The sequence below is a fragment of the Acinetobacter sp. 161(2023) genome (assembly GCF_037027805.1).
Taxonomy (GTDB): Bacteria; Pseudomonadota; Gammaproteobacteria; order Pseudomonadales; family Moraxellaceae; genus Acinetobacter.
In genome coordinates, this window is sequence record NZ_JAZEYD010000006.1 from 81,725 (window position 1) to 104,604 (window position 22,880).

25 protein-coding genes and 1 pseudogene are annotated in these 22,880 nt (G+C 38.8%); 17 read left to right on the forward strand and 9 right to left on the reverse strand.

Annotation, left to right across the window (positions count from 1 at the left end; translation table 11 throughout):
- Entirely contained in the window at positions 1 to 813 is an 813-nt protein-coding gene (gene pabC, locus WA249_RS07235) for an aminodeoxychorismate lyase (RefSeq protein ID WP_336167450.1), read from the reverse strand.
- A gap of 263 nt (positions 814 to 1,076) precedes the next feature.
- Here pabC and WA249_RS07240 point away from each other — a divergent pair, with 263 nt between their 5' ends.
- From WA249_RS07240 to WA249_RS07265, 6 genes are all read left to right on the forward strand, one after another.
- Entirely contained in the window at positions 1,077 to 2,084 is a 1,008-nt protein-coding gene (locus WA249_RS07240) for a sulfate ABC transporter substrate-binding protein (protein WP_336167452.1), read from the forward strand.
- A gap of 30 nt (positions 2,085 to 2,114) precedes the next feature.
- Positions 2,115 to 2,723, forward strand: a complete 609-nt coding sequence (locus WA249_RS07245) for an RBBP9/YdeN family alpha/beta hydrolase (protein ID WP_336167454.1) — start codon at positions 2,115 to 2,117, stop codon at positions 2,721 to 2,723.
- Positions 2,724 to 2,803: 80 nt separating this feature from the next.
- Positions 2,804 to 3,637 (forward strand): sulfate ABC transporter permease subunit CysT, encoded by an 834-nt coding sequence (cysT, locus tag WA249_RS07250; protein WP_005307499.1) that lies wholly within the window; start codon positions 2,804 to 2,806, stop codon positions 3,635 to 3,637.
- Positions 3,634 to 4,518, forward strand: a complete 885-nt coding sequence (cysW, locus tag WA249_RS07255) for a sulfate ABC transporter permease subunit CysW (RefSeq protein ID WP_336167457.1) — start codon at positions 3,634 to 3,636, stop codon at positions 4,516 to 4,518. The genes cysT and cysW overlap by 4 nt, the downstream gene beginning before the upstream one ends.
- Positions 4,519 to 4,529: 11 nt before the next feature.
- Positions 4,530 to 5,591 (forward strand): sulfate/molybdate ABC transporter ATP-binding protein, encoded by a 1,062-nt coding sequence (locus WA249_RS07260; protein ID WP_252612310.1) that lies wholly within the window; start codon positions 4,530 to 4,532, stop codon positions 5,589 to 5,591.
- A gap of 28 nt (positions 5,592 to 5,619) precedes the next feature.
- On the forward strand, positions 5,620 to 6,543 hold the full coding sequence (locus WA249_RS07265) for a CysB family HTH-type transcriptional regulator (RefSeq protein WP_336167460.1): 924 nt from the start codon (positions 5,620 to 5,622) through the stop codon (positions 6,541 to 6,543).
- 92 nt (positions 6,544 to 6,635) lie between these two features.
- Here WA249_RS07265 and carO read toward each other — a convergent pair whose 3' ends face one another.
- The gene (carO, locus tag WA249_RS07270; RefSeq protein WP_336167462.1) at positions 6,636 to 7,364 is read right to left on the reverse strand and encodes an ornithine uptake porin CarO type 4; all 729 of its coding nucleotides are present in this window, start codon (positions 7,362 to 7,364) and stop codon (positions 6,636 to 6,638) included.
- Positions 7,365 to 7,645: 281 nt separating this feature from the next.
- Here carO and dapD point away from each other — a divergent pair, with 281 nt between their 5' ends.
- The 8 genes from dapD (at position 7,646) to WA249_RS07310 (ending at position 12,726) form a co-directional block, all read left to right on the forward strand.
- Positions 7,646 to 8,467: a 2,3,4,5-tetrahydropyridine-2,6-dicarboxylate N-succinyltransferase gene (gene dapD / locus WA249_RS07275; RefSeq protein WP_336167464.1), complete on the forward strand. Its 822-nt coding sequence runs from the start codon at positions 7,646 to 7,648 to the stop codon at positions 8,465 to 8,467.
- A gap of 77 nt (positions 8,468 to 8,544) precedes the next feature.
- Positions 8,545 to 9,255, forward strand: a complete 711-nt coding sequence (gene queE / locus WA249_RS07280; protein WP_336167467.1) for a 7-carboxy-7-deazaguanine synthase QueE — start codon at positions 8,545 to 8,547, stop codon at positions 9,253 to 9,255.
- Positions 9,256 to 9,295: 40 nt separating this feature from the next.
- A complete protein-coding gene (queC, locus tag WA249_RS07285) occupies positions 9,296 to 9,964 on the forward strand; it encodes a 7-cyano-7-deazaguanine synthase QueC (RefSeq protein ID WP_075431502.1) in 669 nt (222 codons plus the stop codon).
- Between the two features lie 16 nt (positions 9,965 to 9,980).
- Positions 9,981 to 10,397, forward strand: a complete 417-nt coding sequence (locus WA249_RS07290) for a hypothetical protein (RefSeq protein WP_336167470.1) — start codon at positions 9,981 to 9,983, stop codon at positions 10,395 to 10,397.
- Between the two features lie 99 nt (positions 10,398 to 10,496).
- Positions 10,497 to 11,183, forward strand: a complete 687-nt coding sequence (locus WA249_RS07295) for a diphthine--ammonia ligase (RefSeq protein ID WP_336167472.1) — start codon at positions 10,497 to 10,499, stop codon at positions 11,181 to 11,183.
- A gap of 18 nt (positions 11,184 to 11,201) precedes the next feature.
- The gene (locus WA249_RS07300; RefSeq protein WP_336167474.1) at positions 11,202 to 11,663 is read left to right on the forward strand and encodes a peroxiredoxin; all 462 of its coding nucleotides are present in this window, start codon (positions 11,202 to 11,204) and stop codon (positions 11,661 to 11,663) included.
- 119 nt (positions 11,664 to 11,782) lie between these two features.
- Entirely contained in the window at positions 11,783 to 12,352 is a 570-nt protein-coding gene (locus WA249_RS07305; RefSeq protein WP_336167476.1) for a CAP domain-containing protein, read from the forward strand.
- A gap of 11 nt (positions 12,353 to 12,363) precedes the next feature.
- Complete coding sequence (locus WA249_RS07310) at positions 12,364 to 12,726, forward strand: glyoxalase superfamily protein (RefSeq protein ID WP_174732154.1); 363 nt, start codon at positions 12,364 to 12,366, stop codon at positions 12,724 to 12,726.
- A gap of 4 nt (positions 12,727 to 12,730) precedes the next feature.
- On the opposite strand, the gene WA249_RS07315 is transcribed toward WA249_RS07310, so the two are convergent.
- The 3 genes and pseudogenes from WA249_RS07315 to WA249_RS07325 all read right to left on the reverse strand — a co-directional run bounded on the left by WA249_RS07315 (position 12,731) and on the right by WA249_RS07325 (position 13,816).
- Positions 12,731 to 13,111, reverse strand: coding sequence for a nuclear transport factor 2 family protein (locus WA249_RS07315; protein WP_336167479.1), 381 nt, complete (start codon positions 13,109 to 13,111; stop codon positions 12,731 to 12,733).
- Position 13,112: 1 nt separating this feature from the next.
- Positions 13,113 to 13,250: pseudogene (locus tag WA249_RS07320) on the reverse strand (tautomerase family protein); the annotation flags it as partial.
- Complete coding sequence (locus tag WA249_RS07325; protein ID WP_336167481.1) at positions 13,250 to 13,816, reverse strand: nicotinate-nicotinamide nucleotide adenylyltransferase; 567 nt, start codon at positions 13,814 to 13,816, stop codon at positions 13,250 to 13,252. The pseudogene WA249_RS07320 and the gene WA249_RS07325, both read right to left, overlap by 1 nt.
- Positions 13,817 to 13,925: 109 nt before the next feature.
- Here WA249_RS07325 and WA249_RS07330 point away from each other — a divergent pair, with 109 nt between their 5' ends.
- Positions 13,926 to 14,726 carry an enoyl-CoA hydratase-related protein gene (locus WA249_RS07330; RefSeq protein ID WP_336167483.1) on the forward strand — a complete coding sequence of 267 codons (801 nt, stop codon included), beginning with the start codon at positions 13,926 to 13,928 and terminating at the stop codon, positions 14,724 to 14,726.
- Here WA249_RS07330 and WA249_RS07335 read toward each other — a convergent pair.
- From WA249_RS07335 to purL, 4 genes are all read right to left on the reverse strand, one after another.
- Positions 14,719 to 15,039, reverse strand: a complete 321-nt coding sequence (locus tag WA249_RS07335) for an NGG1p interacting factor NIF3 (protein WP_336167484.1) — start codon at positions 15,037 to 15,039, stop codon at positions 14,719 to 14,721. The two genes, WA249_RS07330 and WA249_RS07335, sit on opposite strands and share 8 nt — an antisense overlap.
- A gap of 69 nt (positions 15,040 to 15,108) precedes the next feature.
- A complete protein-coding gene (locus tag WA249_RS07340) occupies positions 15,109 to 15,234 on the reverse strand; it encodes a KGW motif small protein (RefSeq protein WP_016137349.1) in 126 nt (41 codons plus the stop codon).
- Between the two features lie 198 nt (positions 15,235 to 15,432).
- Positions 15,433 to 16,638, reverse strand: coding sequence for a multidrug effflux MFS transporter (locus tag WA249_RS07345; protein WP_336167485.1), 1,206 nt, complete (start codon positions 16,636 to 16,638; stop codon positions 15,433 to 15,435).
- Positions 16,639 to 16,720: 82 nt separating this feature from the next.
- The gene (gene purL, locus WA249_RS07350) at positions 16,721 to 20,554 is read right to left on the reverse strand and encodes a phosphoribosylformylglycinamidine synthase (protein ID WP_336167486.1); all 3,834 of its coding nucleotides are present in this window, start codon (positions 20,552 to 20,554) and stop codon (positions 16,721 to 16,723) included.
- Between the two features lie 309 nt (positions 20,555 to 20,863).
- Between purL and WA249_RS07355 the strand changes: the two genes are divergently transcribed.
- Both WA249_RS07355 and WA249_RS07360 read left to right on the forward strand, forming a co-directional pair.
- Entirely contained in the window at positions 20,864 to 22,204 is a 1,341-nt protein-coding gene (locus WA249_RS07355) for a deoxyguanosinetriphosphate triphosphohydrolase (RefSeq protein WP_336167487.1), read from the forward strand.
- Positions 22,204 to 22,872, forward strand: coding sequence for a hypothetical protein (locus tag WA249_RS07360; protein ID WP_336167489.1), 669 nt, complete (start codon positions 22,204 to 22,206; stop codon positions 22,870 to 22,872). The genes WA249_RS07355 and WA249_RS07360 overlap by 1 nt, the downstream gene beginning before the upstream one ends.
- Positions 22,873 to 22,880: the final 8 nt, after the last annotated feature.

The following is a 22,880-nucleotide window of genomic DNA, read 5'->3' on the forward strand; positions in this document are numbered from 1 at the left end:
TTAATGAATCTGATTCAAGTTAAGGATATGAAATAAATCTATGCATGCCCGTGTTTCTAGTGTTTTCTCCCCTAAATGAGTGACTACTCGCATAGGGTGTAAAGCATTACAAAAGAATAGACTTTGTATTTCAGATACTTCATCTAGTTCGATTACACGCACTTCACAGGCAATATCATGGTGCTGCATACGCGCCAGAATTTCTGCCCGCATTACACCGTGGACGCCATTATAGCGAAGTTCAGGAGTAATCCATCTATCATTTAAATGAATAAAACAATTACTGCTGACCCCTTCAACAATATAACCTTGTACATCAGTAACTAATGCTTCAGCCCACCCAAGTTGATCTGCTTCTTTTTTTAGCAACACTTGTTCAAGACGGTTTAAAGATTTAAGCCCAACCAAACTCGGCATGGTTAAACCTAATGCCTGATTTAAAACACCACACTGCATAAAGTCTGGCTGAAATGGTTCTAAAGCTTTTGGATAAAACCAGATATAAATATCAGCCTGATGCTTTGGTAAGCTATAACCACGGTCGCCTATCCCACGACTAATCACAATTTTTAAAGTACCGTTGAGCACACGATTCTGCTTTTGTAGTTGCTGCAAACTCTGTTCTATGAGTTCAAAATCCGCAGTTAAAGACAGTTTTTGACATGCAAGTTTTAAACGCTCCCAATGTCTTTCTTGAAGCTCAATCTGGTTTTGGAAAACACGAATTGTGGTAAAGCATCCATCTCCATAATGAAATGCTCGATCCAGTAAAGGAATGGTTTCAACAGGTTGCCCATTTTTAAAACACCACATGTTTAATCCACCCTCTGCTTAAAACGACCCAACAATACAACACCTTTCATTTAAATAATAAATGACTGATTTTAAAAAATTATACCGATTTCGTATCTACTTTTGAAACTTGTTCTATATCAAGTTTTAAGATTAGTTTATCTCATTTTACTATTTCTATTTTTTTCATATTAAATTCGTTTTTTATTATTTTTTTAGAATAAAGACTAGCGCTATTCTTCGTTCATGTTTTGAACATTTCATATTTTTTGAGGACTTATCTCATGCGTTTTTCACAATTAAAAGTCGGGGTTATCGCTGCACTTCTGTCTGTTTCATCATTTGCAGCGCAAGAATTTTTAAACGTCTCTTACGATCCTACTCGTGAGTTATATACAGATTTCAATAAACAGTTCGGTACTTACTGGAAACAACGTACTGGACAAGATATTCAGTTTAAACAATCACACGGCGGTTCTGGTAAACAGGCTCGTGCAGTTATTGATGGCTTAAATGCAGATGTAGTGACATTAGCGCTTGCAGCGGATATCGATGAAATTGCTGAAAAAGCGAAATTACTTCCAACTGACTGGCAGAAAAAGTTACCGCAAAACTCTACACCATATACCTCAACAATCGTGTTTTTAGTTCGTAAGGGTAACCCTAAACAAATTAAGGACTGGGGTGATTTAATCAAACCGGGCGTAGAAGTTATTACGCCAAACCCGAAAACTTCTGGTGGCGCTCGCTGGAACTATCTTGCTGCTTGGGCTTGGGCAAAACATCAAGCAGGTGGTAATGATGCAAAAGCTCAAGAATTTGTCCGCCAAATTTATAAACACACTAAAGTTTTAGACTCAGGTGCACGTGGTGCAACTACGACTTTTGCTGAACGTGGCATTGGTGATGTATTGCTAGCTTGGGAAAACGAAGCACATTTAGCTACCCGCGAACAACCAGGCAAGTTTGAAATTATTACACCATCACTTTCGATTTTAGCTGAGCCACCAGTGGCAGTTGTTGAGAAAAATGCCACTAAAAAAGGCAACCTTACAATCGCTAAAGGTTACCTCAACTACTTGTACTCACCTGCTGGCCAAGAAATTGCTGCACGTAACTTCTACCGCCCTCGTAATGCAGCTGTACTCAAGAAATACAGCAATGTATTTAAGCCGTTAAAACTTGTGACTATTGATAAAGAGTTTGGTGGTTGGACGAAGGTACAAAAACAACACTTCGACAATGGTGGTGTTTTCGATCAAATCGTGAAAATCAATAGTGCAGAGAAGTAATTCTTTGTACTAAAGATAGGGAGAACTGACATGATTCATACTGTAATTGTTCCAGGTGTAGGTGGAAGTGAACATCAGCATTGGCAATCGTGGTTGCAGCGTAAGCTCGTGTCTAGTTCTCGTGTTGAGCAAAAAAACTGGGATAGACCTGTACTAAATGAATGGGTTGAGCAATTCGTTAAAACGGTTCAAGCAGCCCCAGCTCCTGTACAAATTATTGCGCATAGCTTTGGTTGCTTAACAAGTGTTGCTGCTTTAGCTGAGCATCCAGAGTTAAAAACCCGAGTTAAGAAACTTATTTTGGTCGCTCCGGCAAATCCTGCACGCTTTGGGGAAGCAGGGTTTGCTCGACATAGTTTGACAGACTACAAGGATTATTTTCATCAATTAAAAATTGATGTGCCTACAACGCTACTCATTAGTGAAAATGATCCATGGCTCGGTTTTTTTGATGCTTTGCAACTTGCGAAATCATGGAAATTAAATCCGATTAACCTTGGTGAAGTCGGCCATATTAATGTTGCTTCAGGTTTTGGCCCGTTTCCAGATTTGCTGAATTATTTGATTCCAGAAGATTCGATGTGTAGTCACTCATCTATCGACCCGGTAAAAACTCATTTCTCTTTGAAATTTGCTTAATACCCAGCTTTATATCGCACCGTTTATCTTTATTTATTCGCTTACTGGTTTCAGCAGGCTTTTCTCTTTGAGGAAATATCATGTCGCAGCGATCCCGAGTGCTGCCTGGGTTTGGTCTATCTTTGGGCTTCACCCTCGCCTACGTTTCTTTTATTGTGCTTATTCCATTAGCCGCAGTCTTTATCAAATCATTTGGAATTGGATGGGACGGATTATGGGAAATTTTAACCTCTGAGCGTATTTTAAAATCGCTTCAGCTCAGCTTTAGTTCAGCTTTAATCGCAGCCTTTATTAATGTTGTGTTTGGCTTACTTTTAGCTTGGTGCCTTGTCCGTTATAACTTTCCTGGAAAACGCTTGGTTGATGCATTAGTCGATTTACCTTTTGCTCTTCCAACTGCAGTTGCAGGTATTGCACTGACTTCGCTCTATGCACCCACTGGCTGGATCGGTCAATATTTAGAACCACTCGGTATTCAAGTTGCATATACGCCAATCGGTATTACGTTGGCATTAATATTCATCGGTATTCCATTCATTGTAAGAACAGTTCAACCTGTACTCAGTGATATCGAAACTGAACTTGAAGAAGCAGCTTCGGCACTCGGCGCAAATCGCTGGCAGACAATTACTAAGATTATTTTACCGATATTACTACCAGCTCTATTCACAGGCTTTGCTTTAGCATTTGCTCGCGGTGTCGGTGAATATGGTTCAGTTATTTTTATTGCAGGCAACCAGCCGTTTAAAACAGAAATTGCTCCGCTCATGATCATTTCACGCCTTGAAGAATATGATTATGCAGGTGCAACAACCATTGCTGCGGTCATGTTAGTTCTCTCTTTTATTATTTTATTTGCCATTAATTTACTTCAAGCGTGGGCAAACCGTCGTACAGGGAGAAATATCACATGAACCTACATACTGACAGCAATGCACTTGCGCTTAAATTGCAATCACGAGATGCGACACGTGAACCAACTTGGGTACGTTACACACTCATTACCGTGGCTCTGATTTTCTTCTTAAGCTGCCTGATGTTGCCACTTATTCTGGTGTTTGTAGAAGCATTTAAACAAGGACTTGAAGTCTACGTTCAGGCTTTGATTGATCCAGATACGTTATCAGCAGTGAAATTAACTTTATTAACCGCAGCAATTGCAGTTCCGATTAACGTGATATTTGGTGTTGCCGCAGCATGGGCTGTCTCTAAGTTCCAATTTAGAGGTAAGGCAGTTTTAACCACCATCATTGATATGCCTTTTTCGGTTTCACCTGTTATTGCAGGTTTAATGATTGTACTTATTTTTGGTGCTCAAGGTTGGTTTGGCGGCTGGTTAATGGACCATGACATTAAGATCTTGTATGCAGTACCTGGAATTGTTTTAGCAACCATCTTTATTACAGTCCCTTTTGTAGCACGTGAGTTAATTCCACTGATGGAAGCTCAAGGAACAGAGGAAGAAGAAGCAGCGATTGTATTGGGTGCTTCAGGCTGGCAAACCTTTTGGAAAGTGACATTACCTAACATTAAATGGGGTTTGATTTACGGCGTGATTCTGTGTAATGCCCGTGCAATGGGTGAGTTTGGTGCAGTATCGGTAGTTTCTGGCCACATCCGTGGTGAAACCAATACCCTGCCACTTCATGTCGAAATTTTATATAACGAGTACACCTTTAGCGCAGCGTTTGCCGTGTCCTCATTGCTTGCTTTTTTAGCCCTATTAACGCTGGTATTGAAAACGTGGTTAGAACTACATCAAGACAAACCAGAACCACATTCAACTGATTCGTAAGGAATGAAATCATGAGTATTCAAGTTAAAAATATTGAAAAACACTTTGGTGCATTCCATGCGCTTAAAAATATTTCACTCGATTTTCCGGAAGGCGAACTGGTTGCCCTACTCGGCCCATCTGGTTGCGGTAAAACAACCCTACTTCGGATTATTGCAGGATTAGAATCAGCTGATGGTGGTCAAGTGCTACTTGAAGGTGAAGACGCGACCAATGTACACGTGCGTGAACGTCAGGTTGGTTTTGTATTTCAGCACTATGCTTTATTCCGTCACATGACAGTATTTGACAATATTGCTTTTGGTTTACGTGTTCGTCCTCGTGCAACACGCCCATCTGAAGCTGAAATTAAAAAACGTGTTACTCGTTTACTCGATCTAGTTCAACTTGGATTTTTAGCAGACCGCTACCCTGCTCAGCTTTCTGGTGGACAACGTCAGCGTATTGCTTTAGCCCGTGCTTTGGCAGTAGAACCTCGAGTCTTATTGCTTGATGAACCATTTGGTGCGTTAGATGCTAAAGTCCGTAAGGAGTTACGCCGCTGGTTACGCAACTTGCATGATGAATTGCATATTACGTCAATCTTTGTAACCCACGATCAGGAAGAAGCACTTGAGGTTGCAGACCAAATTATTGTAATGAATAAGGGTAATGTTGAGCAGATCGGTTCGCCTCGTGAAGTTTATGAAAAACCATCAACACCATTTGTATTTGATTTCTTGGGTCAGGCAAATCGCTTTGAAGGTGAAAACACAGGCGGTATTATCCGTATTGGCAATGACCGTATTCAATTACCAACGTTAGTTGAAGCACCTCAAGGAAAAGTGATTGCTTTTGCCCGTCCAGATGAGTTACATATTCACTCGCAACCTCAGGCGAATAGCATTGAAGCCACTTTTGTACGTGAAATCTGGATTGCTGGAAAAGTTGTGGCGGAATTACAAGATCGTAATGGACGTTTAATTGAGATTGCTCTGAGCAATGAAGCTGCAAAATTACATGCGTTTAAACCAAATCAAACCGTTTGGGTAAGTGCCTCTCAACTGCACTTATTTGCAGATCAAGTTGCTTAAGAAATATATTTGGTAAGGAAAAGTGTGAATGAACTTTCAACAATTAAGAATTATCCGAGAAACAGTACGCCAAAACTTTAACTTAACCGAAGCATCGGCTGCACTCTACACGTCTCAATCGGGTGTAAGTAAACATATTAAAGATTTAGAAGATGAGCTAGGTGTACAGCTTTTTATACGAAAAGGTAAACGTCTTTTAGGTTTAACAGAACCAGGACAGTCTCTTCTTGGCATCGTTGAACGCATGTTGGTTGATGCTGAAAATATTAAACGCCTTGCAGAAGACTTTAATAAAGTTGATGAAGGCACATTAACGATCGCAACGACCCATACTCAGGCACGTTATGTGCTACCTCCGATCGTCAATCAATTTAAGAAGTTATTTCCTAAAGTTCATTTGATTTTACAACAAGCCAGCCCTGTTGAAATTTCAGAAATGCTCTTACAGGGTGAAGCTGACATTGGGATTGCCACAGAATCTTTAACGACTGAAGACAATCTAGCGAGTATTCCTTACTACCAATGGCAACACAGCATTATCACACCGCAAAATCATCCTTTAGTGAAGGCAGACAAAATTACGCTTGAACTTTTAGCAGACTATCCACTCATTACTTATCATGGTGGTTTCACAGGTCGATCTAAAATTGACAAAGCTTTCGAAGAAGCTCACCTCGAGGCAGATATCGTAATGTCAGCTCTCGATGCGGACGTTATCAAAACTTATGTCGAATTGGGCATGGGAGTCGGGATTGTCAATGCTGTGGCCTATGACACAGAACGTGATCATCGCTTAAAACAAACTAAAACTGATATTTTTGGTGTCAATACGACATGGATTGCAGTTCGTAAAGGCCATCTACTACGCGGTTATGGTTATGAGTTTATTTCTTTATGCTCACCTGATGCCGATATTAAAGCACTTAAGAAAATTGCTTATCCAGATGAATAAAGATTCAAAAATAAATAAAAGAGCTTTTTAGCTCTTTTATTTTATTAGACGTATAAAAAAACGAGCCGAAGCTCGTTTTTTTATAGTATTTATTACCAGAAGAAGTTCACACCAACTTTACCTACTGGTAACCATTGGTATTTGTCATCATTACGGATTTTATTTTCTTCTGCACGTAAGTCTTTATCAAAATCAGCACCGTTAACATTAACAAATGTACCATTTGATTTAAGATTTACAGTTGGGTTACCTGTGTAATATGCACCCACCTCACCAAATACGCCCCAGTTTTTATTGATTTTAGGTGCAAAACCCAAACCTACATAAGGAGCAATATCATTTTTATAACTTAATTTACCATCCACTGAACCATTAAAGTTATAATTATTACCATTTACTTTAATAGTACCGTCTTGTGAACGTTTAGTTAAATCATAGTCATTGTCTAAGTAACCAGCACCAGCGGCGATATATAAACCCTGAGCCCAACGGTTAGTACTTGCACCCCAAGGACGAATCTCAGCATTTAAATAAACGTTGCTGTTATCCATATCTAAGTCGTACTTAGTGCCATTTACTGACACGTCATCACGCCAAGACACGTTACCACCGTTATAACCCAATGCTAAACCAACGTATGGGTTTGCTTGCCATAATAAAGCACCACCGTAACCTGTAGTACCAGCCTCAGCACGAACACCTACTGGAATTAATTGGTTTTTATCGAATGCATAACTGTCATGAACAACAGCTTCATCAGCCATTGCAGCACCAGCAGCAAATAAAGCTGTTGTTGTCACTAAAACACGTAATACTTTCATCGTTTTCTCCTCAAAAGGCTCTGTTTTTAATTTTTCAGCTTGTGACAAAAATTATATTCAAGAGCATAGAGTCTTTTTTATACAAAAACTGCTAGCTTTCTGTTATTTTTTGATACAAATTGAGTTAAATTTTTATTTTCAAATCATTTTTTTGTAAAAAACACTTGATTATCTAATAAGCTTTTCCGCTTTAACTCTCGCTTTAAACGTAACACGTTTTTTCAAAGATTCTTGTCACAAATTAGTGTAAAATCTTTAAAATTTTTTATGGAAGGAAGATCATGCCTCAGCTTTCTACGATCATTGAGCAAGCATTTGAAGACCGCGCAAATTTTACTGCAGCAGATTGCTCAAGCGAAATTCGCCAAGCTGTTGAAGAAGCAATCGCTGGTTTAGATAACGGTACACTTCGAGTTGCTGAAAAAATCAATGGTGAATGGGTTGTTCACCAATGGTTAAAAAAAGCTGTTTTATTATCATTTAAACTCAATGACAATAAACCAATCGAGTCATGTGATCTTCGTTTCTACGATAAAGTTGAAACTAAATTCTCTGGTTGGACTGAAGAGCAATTTAAAGCAGCAGGTGTTCGTGTTGTTCCTCCTGCTGTAGCACGTCGTGGTAGCTTCCAAGCTAAAAACGTAGTGTTAATGCCTTCTTATGTAAACATTGGCGCTTATGTAGATGAAGGCACAATGGTTGATACATGGGCAACTGTAGGTTCATGTGCGCAAATCGGTAAAAATGTTCACTTATCTGGTGGTGTAGGTATCGGTGGTGTTTTAGAACCATTACAAGCCAACCCAACCATTATTGAAGACAATTGCTTTATCGGTGCGCGTTCAGAAATCGTTGAAGGCGTTATTGTTGAAGAAGGCTCTGTCATTTCAATGGGCGTTTTCATTGGTCAATCAACTAAAATTTATGACCGTGAAACTGGCGAAATCCATTATGGTCGTGTACCAGCAGGTTCAGTTGTAGTTTCAGGCAGCTTGCCATCTAAATGTGGTACTTACAGCTTATACGCTGCAATTATTGTGAAAAAAGTTGATGCAAAAACACGTGCAAAAACTAGCTTGAACGATTTGTTACGCGCTGACTAAATTCAGTTTGATCAAACATCTCTACGGTCAACACTGATCGTAGAGATTTTATTTTTATATAGTGTGGTATTTCTAGAATGGCTTCCTTACGTTCCTCTGCAATTCCTGTCTCGGACCCTGCGTCCGGTTTACGCATTACCGAGATTTTTTACTCGTTGCAGGGTGAAGCAAATGCCTCTGGCCTACCGACTGTATTTATCCGTCTAACGGGCTGTCCATTACGTTGTAGTTATTGTGATACCACTTACTCTTTTGAAGGTGGTGAACGTTTTTCACTTGAACATATCATTGAAACAGCTACACAATTTCAAACACCTTATATCTGTGTAACTGGTGGTGAACCCCTTGCACAGCCAAACTGTTTGATTTTATTACAACGTCTATGTGAGGCTGGTTTTAATGTTTCTTTAGAAACTAGTGGCGCGCTCGATGTCTCAAAAGTAGATTCGCGTGTTTCTAAAGTCCTTGATTTAAAAACTCCAACTTCTGGTGAGGAACATCGTAACCTCATCAGCAATCTTGACCATTTAACATTGCATGACCAAATTAAATTTGTCATTTGTAACCGCGAAGATTATGAATGGTCAAAGCAGCAAGTTGAAAAATATCAACTGCATAAAAAAGTCAGTACCGTTTGGTTCTCCCCTGCCTTTGCAGTTGAAAAAGGTGCTGTTGGCCTGCCACGTCTAGCACGTGATCTGGCACAGTGGATACTTGATGATAAACTCCTTGTTCGCTTCCAACTCCAGTTACATAAACTGCTTTGGAACGATGAATCAGGTCGTTAATCACTCAATAAAATAAATCATTCCGAATATGGAGAAAAATATGCGCCCTCGTGCCATTGTTTTACTTTCAGGCGGCTTAGACTCAACCACTTGCCTAGCTTGGGCACAAGCACGCTATGAATGTATTGCTATTAGTTTTATGTATGGTCAACGCTCAACGACTGAACTCGATGCAGCAAAAGCATTAGCTCAACGTGCAGGTGTTGAACATCGTGTAATTAATATCGATTTGGCTAATTTAGGTGGATCTGCACTTACAGACCACAACATTGCCGTACCAGAACAGTTACAGGAAGGTATTCCTGTAACTTATGTACCAGCGCGTAACACTATTTTCCTCTCTTATGCTCTAGCAGCAGCCGAAGTATTTAACGCTGAAGCTATTGTTATTGGTATCAATGCTGTTGATTATTCAGGATATCCTGATTGTCGTCCTGAGTTTATTGATGCTTTTGCCAATATGGCGCGTTTAGCAACCAAAGCTGGCGTGGAAGGAAAACCACTTAAATTTGAAACACCACTGTTACATTTATCCAAAGCGAATATTATACGTTTAGGACTTGAACATGGCGTAGACTATAGTCAAACGGTATCTTGCTATCAAGCAGATGCTCAAGGACGTGCGTGTGGCAAATGTGACAGTTGCCGTTTGCGTAAAGAAGGCTTTATCGAGGCCGGTGTTGCAGACCCAACACGCTATATACCGTAATAAATAGGTAAAATTTATGAAGTTGTTAAAATCAAATCTTATTCTTTCATCTTTGTTTTCAACAGTTGCTCTTATGGCTGGTACAGCACATGCTGCCGAAAACCCAGTTCAAGCGGCATATAAAAGTACTAACGTTAAAGGTGCATTAGTTAACGTTTGTAAAGATCAGACAGCTAAAGGTGGCAAACTAAGTTCAGCTGAAGTTAGCAAATTCTGTAGCTGCCAAGTTGAAGCGCAGGGTAAAGTCACTGAAGCACAAAAATGGGAAATCCAAAGTGCAATCAATGCGAAGAAAAGCCCAAGCACTCTAGGATTTGTACAACAACAAAACCGTGATCTTAAAACATGTTTTGGTCCTCAGTTAACAACTAAGCTCGAAAAATTAACTGAAGATGCAATGAAAGCAGCTCAACAACAAGCTCCTAAAAAATAAGCTTTTGTTATTTCAAATTAAGCCTGCATTTATGCAGGCTTTTTTGTAGCTCTGTTAAAATGGCCTTATCGAAATTGAACAATTCATCCGAAATAAACCATGCAAGAAGAATGGAAAACCAATGCAATAAATAAGACCTCTATTGTCTCATTTAGTGGTGGCAAAGACAGCTCCCTTGCACTCTACCATGCAATGCAAACTGGTATAGTTAGTGGACTCATTGTCATGCTAGAAGAACAAGGCCAGCGCTCTCGTTCACATGCTATGCCACTTAATATTATTCAAGCTCAAGCTGAAGCAATTGGCCTACCAGTATTCATGGCTTCATCAAGCTGGAATGACTATGAAGCTAAATTTATTGAATTATTAACTCAGGCAAAACAACAAGGTGTCGAGGTACTCGTTACAGGTGACCTTGATATGCCTGAACATGGCTGTTGGCATGATCGAATCACTCAACAAGTGGAACTCAAATTAGGCATGCCTCTTTGGCTAGGTCCACATCGTGAGGTTGTTGAAGAATTTATTAATCTTGGTTTTCGTAGTGTCATTGTGACTGTGAACTTAAAATTAGGCATGACAATTGAAGATTTAGGAAAAACTTTAACCTTAGAATATATAAAAGAACTTGAAAACCGTGGTATTGATCCATGTGGTGAGGGCGGTGAATTTCATACAACCGTCATTGACGGACCAATTTTTAACAAACCAATTCCTGTAAGAAAGCTCGATATTGTTTATCATGAGGAATATGCTTTTTTACCACTTGAATTAGATCAAATTTAGCTTTTTGAAGGATGAGAAATGACTGACAATATCCAATTACCAAATCAGGTGTTCCCAACAACGCAAGGTGAAGTGAACTTGAATGAGGTTGAAAATGAATGGTTAATCATTTACTTCTACCCTAAAGATTCAACTCCAGGATGTACAACACAAGCTGTTGGTTTTTCTTGTTTAAAAGATCAGTTTGATGCTTTAGGTGCTCGTATTTACGGTGTTTCACGCGACTCAGTAAAAGCACATCAAAACTTTACTGAAAAGCAGGCACTGACTATTGATCTGATTAGTGATAAAGAAGAAGTACTATGTAAGCACTTCGATGTGATTAAAGAAAAAAATATGTACGGTAAAAAAGTAATGGGTATTGAACGCTCTACTTTCATTTTCCATAACAAAACTTTAGTTAAAAGCTACCGTAAAGTTAAAGCTGCTGGGCATGCGGAACAAGTTCTAGAAGACTTAAAAGCCCTTCAAACAGCTTAATAATTTTGCAATAAAAAAAGCGAGTTTCACACTCGCTTTTTTTATTGCAAAGCATTACCCAACAATTTGACTTTGGCGTATCATAAAAATATTAGAATAATTATTTTAAGGCAATGGATATGAGTCTACTCAAAACTTACTCTTTGCTGCCTGCTACTCTTTTTATCAGTGCATGTAGTGCAAATACATTAGCAATACCCAGTGACACCACCCTATCAATTGCTCAAATTCAAAAAAATTCCAATGAAATAAGCTGCCAAGATTTACAAAACCCAGCCTATCAACAAGCTGTACTGAACACAATTAATCAGATCCGACAGCAATCACGTCAATGTGGCCAGCAGTATTTTCCAGCAACCAAACCTTTGAGCTGGAGTAATAATTTATATAAAGGTGCACTTTCTCATAGTGAAGATATGGCAACACACAATTTTCTCGGGCATGTTGGCTCAACGGGTCTGGACTTAAAATCACGTTTGAAGCTTTACAATACACTTGGTAAAGCCAATGGTGAAAATGTCGCCAGTGGTCAGAAAACTTTAGGGCAAGTTATGTCTAAATGGCTAACAAGTCCTTTGCATTGTAGTAATCTAATGAACCCAAGATTTACAACTTACGCAATCGCGTGTGCTTCTGATCAGTCTGTAAAGCAAAAGAGTTATTGGACTCAACAATTTGGTACACGTTAAAAGGAAAAATGATGCAATCAGGTTCAATCACCCCAATTTTAAGAATTTTTGATGTTGATTTAGCTCAATCATTTTATCTTGATTTCTTAGGTTTTCAGCTTGATTGGCAACATCAATTTGAAGATAACTTCCCGTTATATTTACAAATTTCTAAAGATGATTGTGTTATTCATCTATCTGAGCATTTTGGAGATGCAAGCCCACATAGTGCAATTCGTATTTATTGGGAACATATTTATGAGCTGCACAGTGAACTAAGCCAAAAAGATTATAAATTTTCTAAACCTCAGGTTGAAAAAACAGACTGGGAAACTCTAGAACTCAGTATCACTGATCCTTTTTCCAACCGAATTATCTTTTGGGCAGATGCTTAATCATTCAGTCCGCTAAAATTTGATAATGGAATACTTTCGATATAATCCTCCATTTATCATCTTCAAACACAAATGTAAGTGCATCATAAAAATATTTAGGGTGGATAACGCATTCAACATGTACTAGCGCCAACCGTTCATTAATCAAATTGATTGAACTGATTTTATCCTGTCGCGATTGTTGCTTTGAAGCTGGAGAAATCCGACTCGCAACAATCGGAAAATATTCAGCCATACTAAGTCTTAGTACGGGCTGCTCGGTTACATTGATATATATAGCATCAGGATGAAAAACATTATTTAGAATTTGCACATCACAAAAATACAAACCATCAAAATATTGCTCTAGTTGTTTCTGAATCTCAGTAATAGGATTATTTTGCATTTTAAGTACTCAAAATTTGTCTTTTTCGTATTGCAGAAACAGTTTCCCCTGCAACACCCCAGTTATCAGTTTCAACTTCATCAATGACTACAAATGTAGTGGCAAGATCTTTATCAAGTACACGAACCACAAGTTGAGTTAATTTAAATTGGTTTTATCATCTATAAGATATTTGCGCTGGAGTTCAGCATAAACTTCAGTATTTTTAAATTCATCTAAAAATCGAATGGTTCCTACAGGAAAAAATTCTGTTTGGATTTCACCCCGATAATAAGCTTCACGCATTGGCGTTGCCGAAATTGAATCTTTTAAGCTATCAAGCTCAACCATAATCCATTCAGGAAACAGTCTCAAATAATAGGAAGATTCATCTTTAAAATGTCCAATCAAGCCAACGATTGAATTAGGTTCAATCACACCATTCACTAAAGTTTTGACTTGTTTTACCCATTTTTTATCATTATAAACATCAACCACATGCACAAATTTAATGCGTTTTTGTTCTTCTAGAGAAAAATTTGACAAGATCATTTGCTCACGTTCTACTGCTAAGAACGGATTTTTAATATTACGTTCCATTTGAGCTGAGCCTAACGCCAAAACCACATAGTGGCTTTGTTGTAAGGCAATTTCAATTGTCTGCATATGAGCCAAATGAAATGGTTGAAAACGCCCTATAAAAACGAGATAGTCAAATTTATACATAATTAGATTTTCACTTTTTATGAACTCATCAGTAACGCTCATTACAAAAAATATGCGCCATAATGAGAACCTAAAAATTAACAACGTGGTTTAAAGCAAGGATAGTACGATGACACTTAGCTGTATTCAACAACCTCATCAACATTTAAATGCAAATTTAGGAGGTGGCGTACTCACCTTAGCCATAAATCGCCCAGATGCAAAAAATGCACTCTATGGCGAACTTTATTTATGGATTGCCAAAGCACTGAATGAAGCCGACCTTAATAAAGATGTTCGAGTAGTCATTCTACGTGGTGTAGAGCAAGATTTTACCGCTGGCAATGACATGAAAGATTTTATGGGTTTTGTACAAAATCCTAACATGGGTCCAGCTGGAGAAGTTCCACCATTCGTTCTACTTAAAGCGGCTGCGAAATTCTCAAAACCACTTATTACTGCAGTAAAAGGTGTGGCAATTGGAATTGGCGTTACGATTTTATTACACGCAGATTTAGTTTTTGCTGACAACACTGCCCTATTCCAAATTCCATTTGTAAGTCTTGGTCTTTCTCCTGAAGGCGGCGCAAGTCAATTACTCATTCAACAAGCTGGTTATCACAAAGCAGCCGAACTTCTGCTTACTGCGAAAAAGTTCAATGCTGAAACCGCAGTGCAAGCAGGCTTAGTGAATGAAGTGGTTGAAGATTCTTACGCATCTGCTCAGGCAACAGCTCAGCATTTAGCAGCCTTACCACTTGCCTCATTAAAGCAGACAAAAGCGCTTATGAAGCATAATTTAGAACAGATTATTGAATGTATTGATCATGAAGCTGAAATCTTTATGCAGCGCGTTCACTCACCTGAAATGCTAGAAGCAGTACAAGCATTTATGCAAAAGCGTAAACCCGATTTCTCTCAGTTTAATTAAAATCAATTTCTATGATTTGAATAAACTCAAAGGCAGGCTCTTCATAAGGATGGCTTGCCTTTAATGCTTTCGCTACAGCCCTTGCGCTTTCTTCAATCACAATAGTTTCCACACGCCATTCTTCGACTTGTCCGAGTTCACCCAACTCTCCGATATAAGGATCTGCGCCTTTGACTGGCTTAAACTGCCCTATTCCTTTCACTTGCCATGCACAGTGTTCATAATTACCGATACCACCTGCACCAGCAGAGAAAATGGCTTGTTTAGTCGATTCAAGATGTGACTCAGGTACGTAATAAATCAGCTTTAACATAACAAGAATGACTCAAGGTTTTACGAGTGGGGTTTAAATCATACCGTTTTAAAAGTTCAATAAGCAAAATCAGCTCATCATTACTAAATAATTTACTCCAATAAATAGTATTTGAATGGCAAGCGCTAAACCGAACAATTGCCAGCCCTTATCTTTTTTATAAAACGTTTTTATATGATTTTCATTTTTCATCATTTTGATCTCCGATTTTTATCGTTGTTACAGAGAAAGCAAAAATTGAACCAACATCGAATAGAGCATAAGTGATTAAATAGTAAGTTGTCTATACTCCGATACGTTTTTAGAAACTATTAAAGAGCTTCCTCATCAATATATAATTCAGAGTGTGAAGAAAATTTTAAAAATCATAGAACTATCTTCACAGCTATATTTTTAAGCACTCAATTTTTTTAAATGTCTGTTCTCATATATTGTCATCGCAAAAGCTAAACCACATAAAATGGTGAAGCCGCAAGTCATTGGAATTAATGTACCGTTATATAACTGTCCAATAATAGAGGCAAGAATAAGTGACAAGACAGAAGAAGCTGCACCAATAATAGCCGATGCCATTCCAGCGACATGCCCCATCGGTTCCATCGCAATCGCGTTTAAATTACCAAATAGAGTTCCAAATAACAAAAACAAAATGCAGGCATAAAGCATAAACATCCAGAATGATACAGCCACGCCTAAAAGCTGAATTCCCAAGAAAATCAAAGAAATTAAGCACAAGCCTAAAAAGCCATAAATACAAATTGGACGCATACCAAACTTCATAACAATTTTAGAGTTTGTAAATGAGGCGATTCCCATCACACCAGCAAGCACGGCAAAATATGCACTAAACTCTTGTCCTGTTTTACCAAACTGCTGCATAAAAATTTGTTGAGAAGTTCCCAGATAACCAATAAACCCACCAAAACAAAAACCGGCACATAACAGATAGCTCATGGTGGTTTTATTACTTACCACTTCTTTAAAGCCTTCTTGAAATGCTTGTAAACGCATAGGTAAACGATTTTCAGGAAGTAAAGTTTCTTCTAACCGTAAAGCGACCCATGCTCCAACCACTGTGGCATAAACCATATATAAAACAAAAATTTCACGCCAACCAAAGAAATGAATAATGAGCTGCCCTAAACTCGGCGCAACTGCTGGAGCCACCATAAATACCATCATGATTAAAGACATGATGCGAGCCATTTGAGCGCCGCTGTATTTATCTCTTACAATTGAAATAGTAGCAACATAAGGCCCTGAAACACCAATACCCTGAATAAAGCGCCCAACTAAAAACCACTCAAAACTTTGTGTGGAAAAACACAATAGACTTCCCAGAAAATAAATAATAATTCCTGTGAATAAAATGCGTTTTCGGCCGATTGCATCCGATAGTGGTCCAGCAATGAGCTGCCCGATGGTCATGCCAGAAAAGATACCAATGATGACCCACTGCGACTGGTTATTATTTTTTAATTCAAAAATACGTCCAATCTCACCTAGTGCTGGTAGAACTGCATCTATCGAAAAAGAAACAATCGACATGAGCAATGCCATGAGCAATGCAAATTCACGGAAATGGATTTTTGATTTCATTTTTCTTCTCTACTATTTATTCTATTTAGATTGTACTACATACAAATAAGCCACCTTACGGTGGCTTATTTCAATTTTTATATTAACCAATAAACTTACGAGCATTACGGAACATTCGTAACCATGCACCGTCTTCAGTCCACTCTTCTGGTTTCCAAGAATGCTGAAGCGCACGGAAAGTACGCTCAGGGTGTGGCATCATAATCGTTGCACGACCATCTTTAGAAGTCACACCAGTAATTGCTTCAGGTGAACCATTCGGGTTCAATGGATAATGTTGAGTCGGGTTACCGTGGCTATCAACATAACGCAATGCAACTTGGTTAGCTGCGTTCAAGCTTGCAATGTTAGCTTCACTTGCAACAGCACGACCTTCACCATGTGCAACAGCAATCGGTAAGATTGAACCTTCCATACCATCAAGTAATACAGAAACAGATTTTTCAACACGAACGTTTACGCTACGAGCTTCAAAAACTTCTGACATATTGCGATGGAAACGTGGCCAGTGTTCAGCACCTGGAATAAGTGGCGCTAATTGTGACAACATTTGGCAACCATTACAGATACCTAAGCTGAATGTTTCTTCACGATGGAAGAACTGTTCAAACTGATCACGTAATTTAGCATTGAACAATACTGATTTTGCCCAACCACCACCTGCGCCCATTACGTCGCCGTAAGAGAAACCACCACAAGTCACTAAACCTTCGAAATCACTTAGGCTTACACGACCAGCAAGTAAGTCGCTCATGTGTACGTCAATCGTATTGAAACCAACTTTGTCGAAAGCTGCTGCCATTTCAATATGACCATTTACACCTTGCTCACGCAAGATTGCCATATTAGGACGGCGTGTATTAATGAACGGTGCTTCAACAGGTTCATTCAAGTCGAATGTTGGTTTAGCAATCAAACCTTGGTGTGCATTGTCAGTAATTAATGAAAATTCCTGATCAGCAGTTTCTACGTTATCACGTAGACGTTGGATCTGATGAGATACCTCAGACCAAGCTTGTTGTAATTCAGCACGATCTAAAGTTAAACCATTTACAGATAATTGATCTGAGTTATTTACACGACCAACTACAGCAATTGCATCTTTTAAGCTAGAAGCTGCGATTTCTGCTTGCAAAGCGTCCCAATCAGTTGCTTTGATTTGAAGTACTGCACCAATTTCTTCTGCAAATAAGCCCGCAGTAGTCTGGTTTTCTAACGCAACACCTAAACGTGCAGCAAACATCATTTCAGCTACAGAAGCTAATAAACCACCATCACCGATGTCATGGTAAGCCTGAATCAAACCACGGTTGTTCCAGTCTTGGATTAAAGCGAAGAACGCTTTGAAATCATCAAAACTATCAACATCCGGAGTGATTGAACCAATTGCTTTATATACTTGCACAAGAATTGAACCACCTAAACGGAACTGACCTTTAGATAAATCAATACGTACAAGTACTGAATCTTCTAAATTTTTAAGTTCAGGTGTTAAGGTCTTACGAACATCAGTCACTGGAGCAAACGCAGTGATTACACCGGTCATTGGAGAAGTTACAGCTTTATCTTCACCGTTGTCATTCCAAGTCGTGCGCATTGAAAGTGAGTCTTTACCTACTGGAATCGCAATTCCTAAAGCAGGACACATTTCCATACCAATTGCTTTCACGCCTTCAAACAATGCTTGATCTTCACCTTTTTGACCAGCAGCAGCCATCCAGTTTGCAGAAAGTTTGATATCGCTAATTTGTTCAATGTTTGCACATGCAATATTGGTAATTGCTTCAGCAACTGCCAAACGAGCAGATGCAGCTGGATTTAACAATGCAACTGGTGGACGTTCACCCATTGCCATTGCTTCACCAGTAAAACCTTGCAAACTTGTTGTCGTTACTGCTGCATCTGCAACAGGAACCTGCCAACGACCAACCATTTGATCACGAGCAACCATACCTGTAATTGAACGGTCACCAATTGTGATCAAGAATGACTTAGACGCAACTGTAGGATTTTTCAATACGCGGAAAATCGCATCTTTCAAATCAACTTTTGAAGCGTCAAAATCATCGCCACTACGTTCAGTAGTTTCATAAGAACGTTGCATGCGTGGCGTACCACCAAGCATTACCTGCATTGGCATATCAACAGCATCATTTTGGAACAATGGATCTTCAACTGTTAAGTGACGTGCTTCAGTTGCTTCACCCAACACAGCAAACGGACAACGTTCACGTGCACAGATTGCTTCGAATTGCTCTAAAGACTCTGGACGAATAGCAAGAACATAACGCTCTTGTGCTTCATTTGACCAGATTTCCATTGGGCTCATGCCCGGCTCTAATGAAGGAATCTTACGAAGATTAAGAACTGCACCTAACTCATGATCATTCACAAGTTCAGGCATAGCATTTGATAGGCCGCCCGCGCCAACGTCATGTACAGAAACGATTGGGTTGAAGTCTTCTAAACGCCAGCATGTATCGATTACTTCTTGACAACGGCGTTCCATTTCTGGGTTTTCACGTTGTACAGAAGCGAAATCAAGGCTCTCACCCATTGTACCGCTGTCTACAGAAGATGCTGCACCGCCACCAAGACCGATTAACATTGCAGGGCCACCCAATACAATGAGTAAATCACCTGGTTGAATCGCATCTTTTTCTACATGGTCAGGACGGATATTACCGTAACCACCAGCAATCATAATTGGCTTGTGGAAGCCTTTCACTTCACCATTTACATTCTGTTCGAAAGTACGGAAATAACCATTTAACGCAGGACGACCGAATTCATTGTTAAATGCCGCGCCGCCTAATGGACCTTCAATCATGATTTGTAATGGCGATGCCATACGTGAAGGTTTACCGTAGTTTTCTTCCCAAGGTTGTTCAAAACCTGGAATATTTAAGTTCGAAACTGTGAAACCTGTTAAACCAGCTTTTGGTTTACCACCACGACCTGTTGCACCTTCATCACGGATTTCACCGCCTGAACCAGTTGCAGCACCAGCAAATGGAGAAATTGCTGTTGGGTGGTTATGAGTTTCAACCTTCATTAAAATATGAGCAGCTTGGCTCTTATATTTATAAATAAAGTGACCATTTTCATCCGCTTTCGGATAAAAACGCATCGTGTCATAACCCACAATCACTGAAGCGTTATCTTTATAAGCAGATAACACATCAGTTGGAGATTCTTTATAAGTATTTTTAATCATCTGGAACAATGACAATGGTTGTTTTTCACCATCAATTGTCCATTCAGATCCAAAGATTTTATGACGACAGTGCTCAGAGTTTGCCTGTGCAAACATCATTAACTCGATGTCATTTGGATTACGACCAAGCTTAACGAATGCTTCAGTTAAGTAATCAATTTCTTGTTCAGATAACGCAAAACCAAACTCATTGTTAGCTTTAACCAAAGCTTCTTTGCCTTGACCCAAGATATCAATTGAATTTAATGGTTTTGGAGCAGTTTCTGAAAATAATGCTTTTGCATCATCAATTTGAGCAAAAACTGTTTCTGTCATACGGTCATGAAGTACTTGTTTAACTTCATTCGTAATTTCAGTAACACCTTTTAATGTGAATAAAAGACCACGTTCTAAACGATGTACTGGTGTATTACAGTTTTTGAAAATATCAGTTGCTTTAGAAGACCAAGGTGAAATAGTACCCACACGTGGTGTAACTAAAATCTGAATCTCATCACTTGCAGATTGACGAAGTTCAAAAGACTCACCGTCATTCAATAATTGCAAAGCAGATTGATGTTGCTGCTCGTTGAGCGCTTGATCAAACAAATAGACCCATTGGCTGTCAAAAGATTGAACAGAACTAATTGACGATAAACGTGTTAATAGTTGAGCTTTCTTAAAAGAAGAATGTGCTGCTGCACCGGCCACGATAAACATGTTGATTTTGGCTCCACGGGCAGGTCTTGTGAACCTTACCGCAATGTGACTTTAGAGAGAGCGCATATTCTACTGCTTCTTGCTAAAATCAGCTAGATGTAGAATCAGTATTCTGTAACCTAATTCTGCAAGAAGTGAATAGTTTTTTGTTCAAAATCATTTTTTTAGGTATTCTCACTAAAAATAAATTGTTTCATGTTTATTCAATAACATAATAAAACCCGAACTAAGACAAACTATGTCGCACCAAGCTAGTGCTTTTAACTTTTTTTTGGCATGATCAGGTTTTAAAGTTTTGAATAATGATAAATGGAACAAATGCGTTGGTTAGAGCTGCTTTCTGCAGTTCGTTTAGGTAGTAAAAAAAGCAGTACAGAACTGGCTCGTAGCCCATTCCATAAAGATTATGACCGTATTATATTTTCTCAAAGTTTTCGTCAGCTAAACCGTAAGACGCAAGTTCACCCACTCGCACAGCATGATGGCATTCATACCCGTTTAACACATTCACTTGAAGTTTCCTGTATTGGCCGCTCAATGGGCATGTTAGCAGCAGAAAAAATAAAAGATGAATTACCCGTCTGGATTTCTCCTGCCGATGTTGGTGCAATTATTCAGGCAGCTTGTCTTGCCCACGACATTGGTAACCCACCTTTTGGACATGCGGGTGAATATGCGATTCGTGAGTGGTTTGACGACGCATCACATAATGATTTTTTAAAGAAATTAAGCCCCGAAGAAGAAGCAGATGTTCGCCAATTTGAAGGTAATGCTCAAGGATTACGTCTATTAAGTCGCATTGACTATCATCCAAATGATGGAGGAATGCGCTTAACCTATGCAACCTTAGGTGCTTATTTAAAGTATCCATGGCTTTCAGAAACCATTGCTTCACAAGGTGATCGCCCTTCTCATCAACGAGCAAAGTTTGGTTGTTATCAATCTGAAAAAGAAATTTTAAAACAGATCGCCGAGCAGCTCGGCCTTATTCAATTAGGCGAATATCATTATTGTCGTCACCCATTGACTTATTTGTTAGAAGCGGCGGATGACATTTGCTATGCCTTAATTGACTTAGAAGATGGCATTATCTTAAATATGCTGAGTTACCAAGAAGTTGAGCCAATTTTCTTAAATCTTATTGCCGACTATGGTCAGCCTGAAGAATTGTCACATCCAAATAGTACATGGCAACAAAAGATTTCAGCCCTACGTGGGCGAGTCATGAAACGGCTTGTAGATGAAGTCACTACAGCCTTTGCTAAGCATCATTATGAAATTATTACAGGCCAGCTTAAAGGCAACCTTTTGCAATATTGTTCACCCGATATTGCAATTGGTATCGAAACAGCCAAAAATCTGGCGCGTGATAAGATTTTTGAGCATCCACAAAAGTCGGGTTTAGAAATTATTGCGCATCAAAGCTTGCAAACAATTTTAGATGCATTTGTACCGTTGACCACACCACATAAATCTTTAAGCTTTAAAGAACAACGTTTAATGTCTATCCTTAATCTGTATGGTGCTAACTTTAGCAATAATCATTACAGCAATATTATGCAAGTACTCGATATTATCAGTAAGTTTTCAGATCATCAGGCTTATAGCTTGGCGCAAGAACTACAAGGTAATAAAATAGGTTTGTTTTAATGGTAAATCGACATGTAGATAAAGGGCTCTATCCCTCATCTTTTATGTATTCAGATCAGTGGGTAAAATGTCCTAAATGTTTTCATCTAAGTATCTTGAAGCATGATCGCCCTTTGCCACCCGTAGATGCGCCTTACCAAGGAACATTTTCTTTTAGTTGTCTAAATTGTTGTTATCAAATTAAAGCTGAAGATAATTCAATATCGAGTCGTCATAATGGTCATTTTTACGCCACAGCTTACCAACGTTGCCACAGTTGTGGTGGGTCATGGCTCAATGCAAATCAAAAACTGAATAATTCAGGAGCTCATCCTCCTTATATTCAAGCTAAATGTCATCTATGCCAAAATTTTTCAAAATTTGAAAAATATAATATAGCTTTTGTTTTAGACCAAAAATTTGGTTATACAAATTATGGTCTTGAACTTTATTTGAAAACTTCAAGCAGGCATGGAGAAATATACGTTTATAACCCTACACATTTAAAAGAATTAAAAATGTTTGTTGAAGCTCATCTAAGAGAACGAACTAAACAGACTGGTAATAGCAGTTACTTTTCGCGTTTACCTGCATGGATAAAATCCACACGAAATCGAAAAGAAATTTTAAAAGCTATTTTGCGTTTAGAACAAATGGCATCTACTATTCAACCATTAACAAATAAGTGAAAGATTCA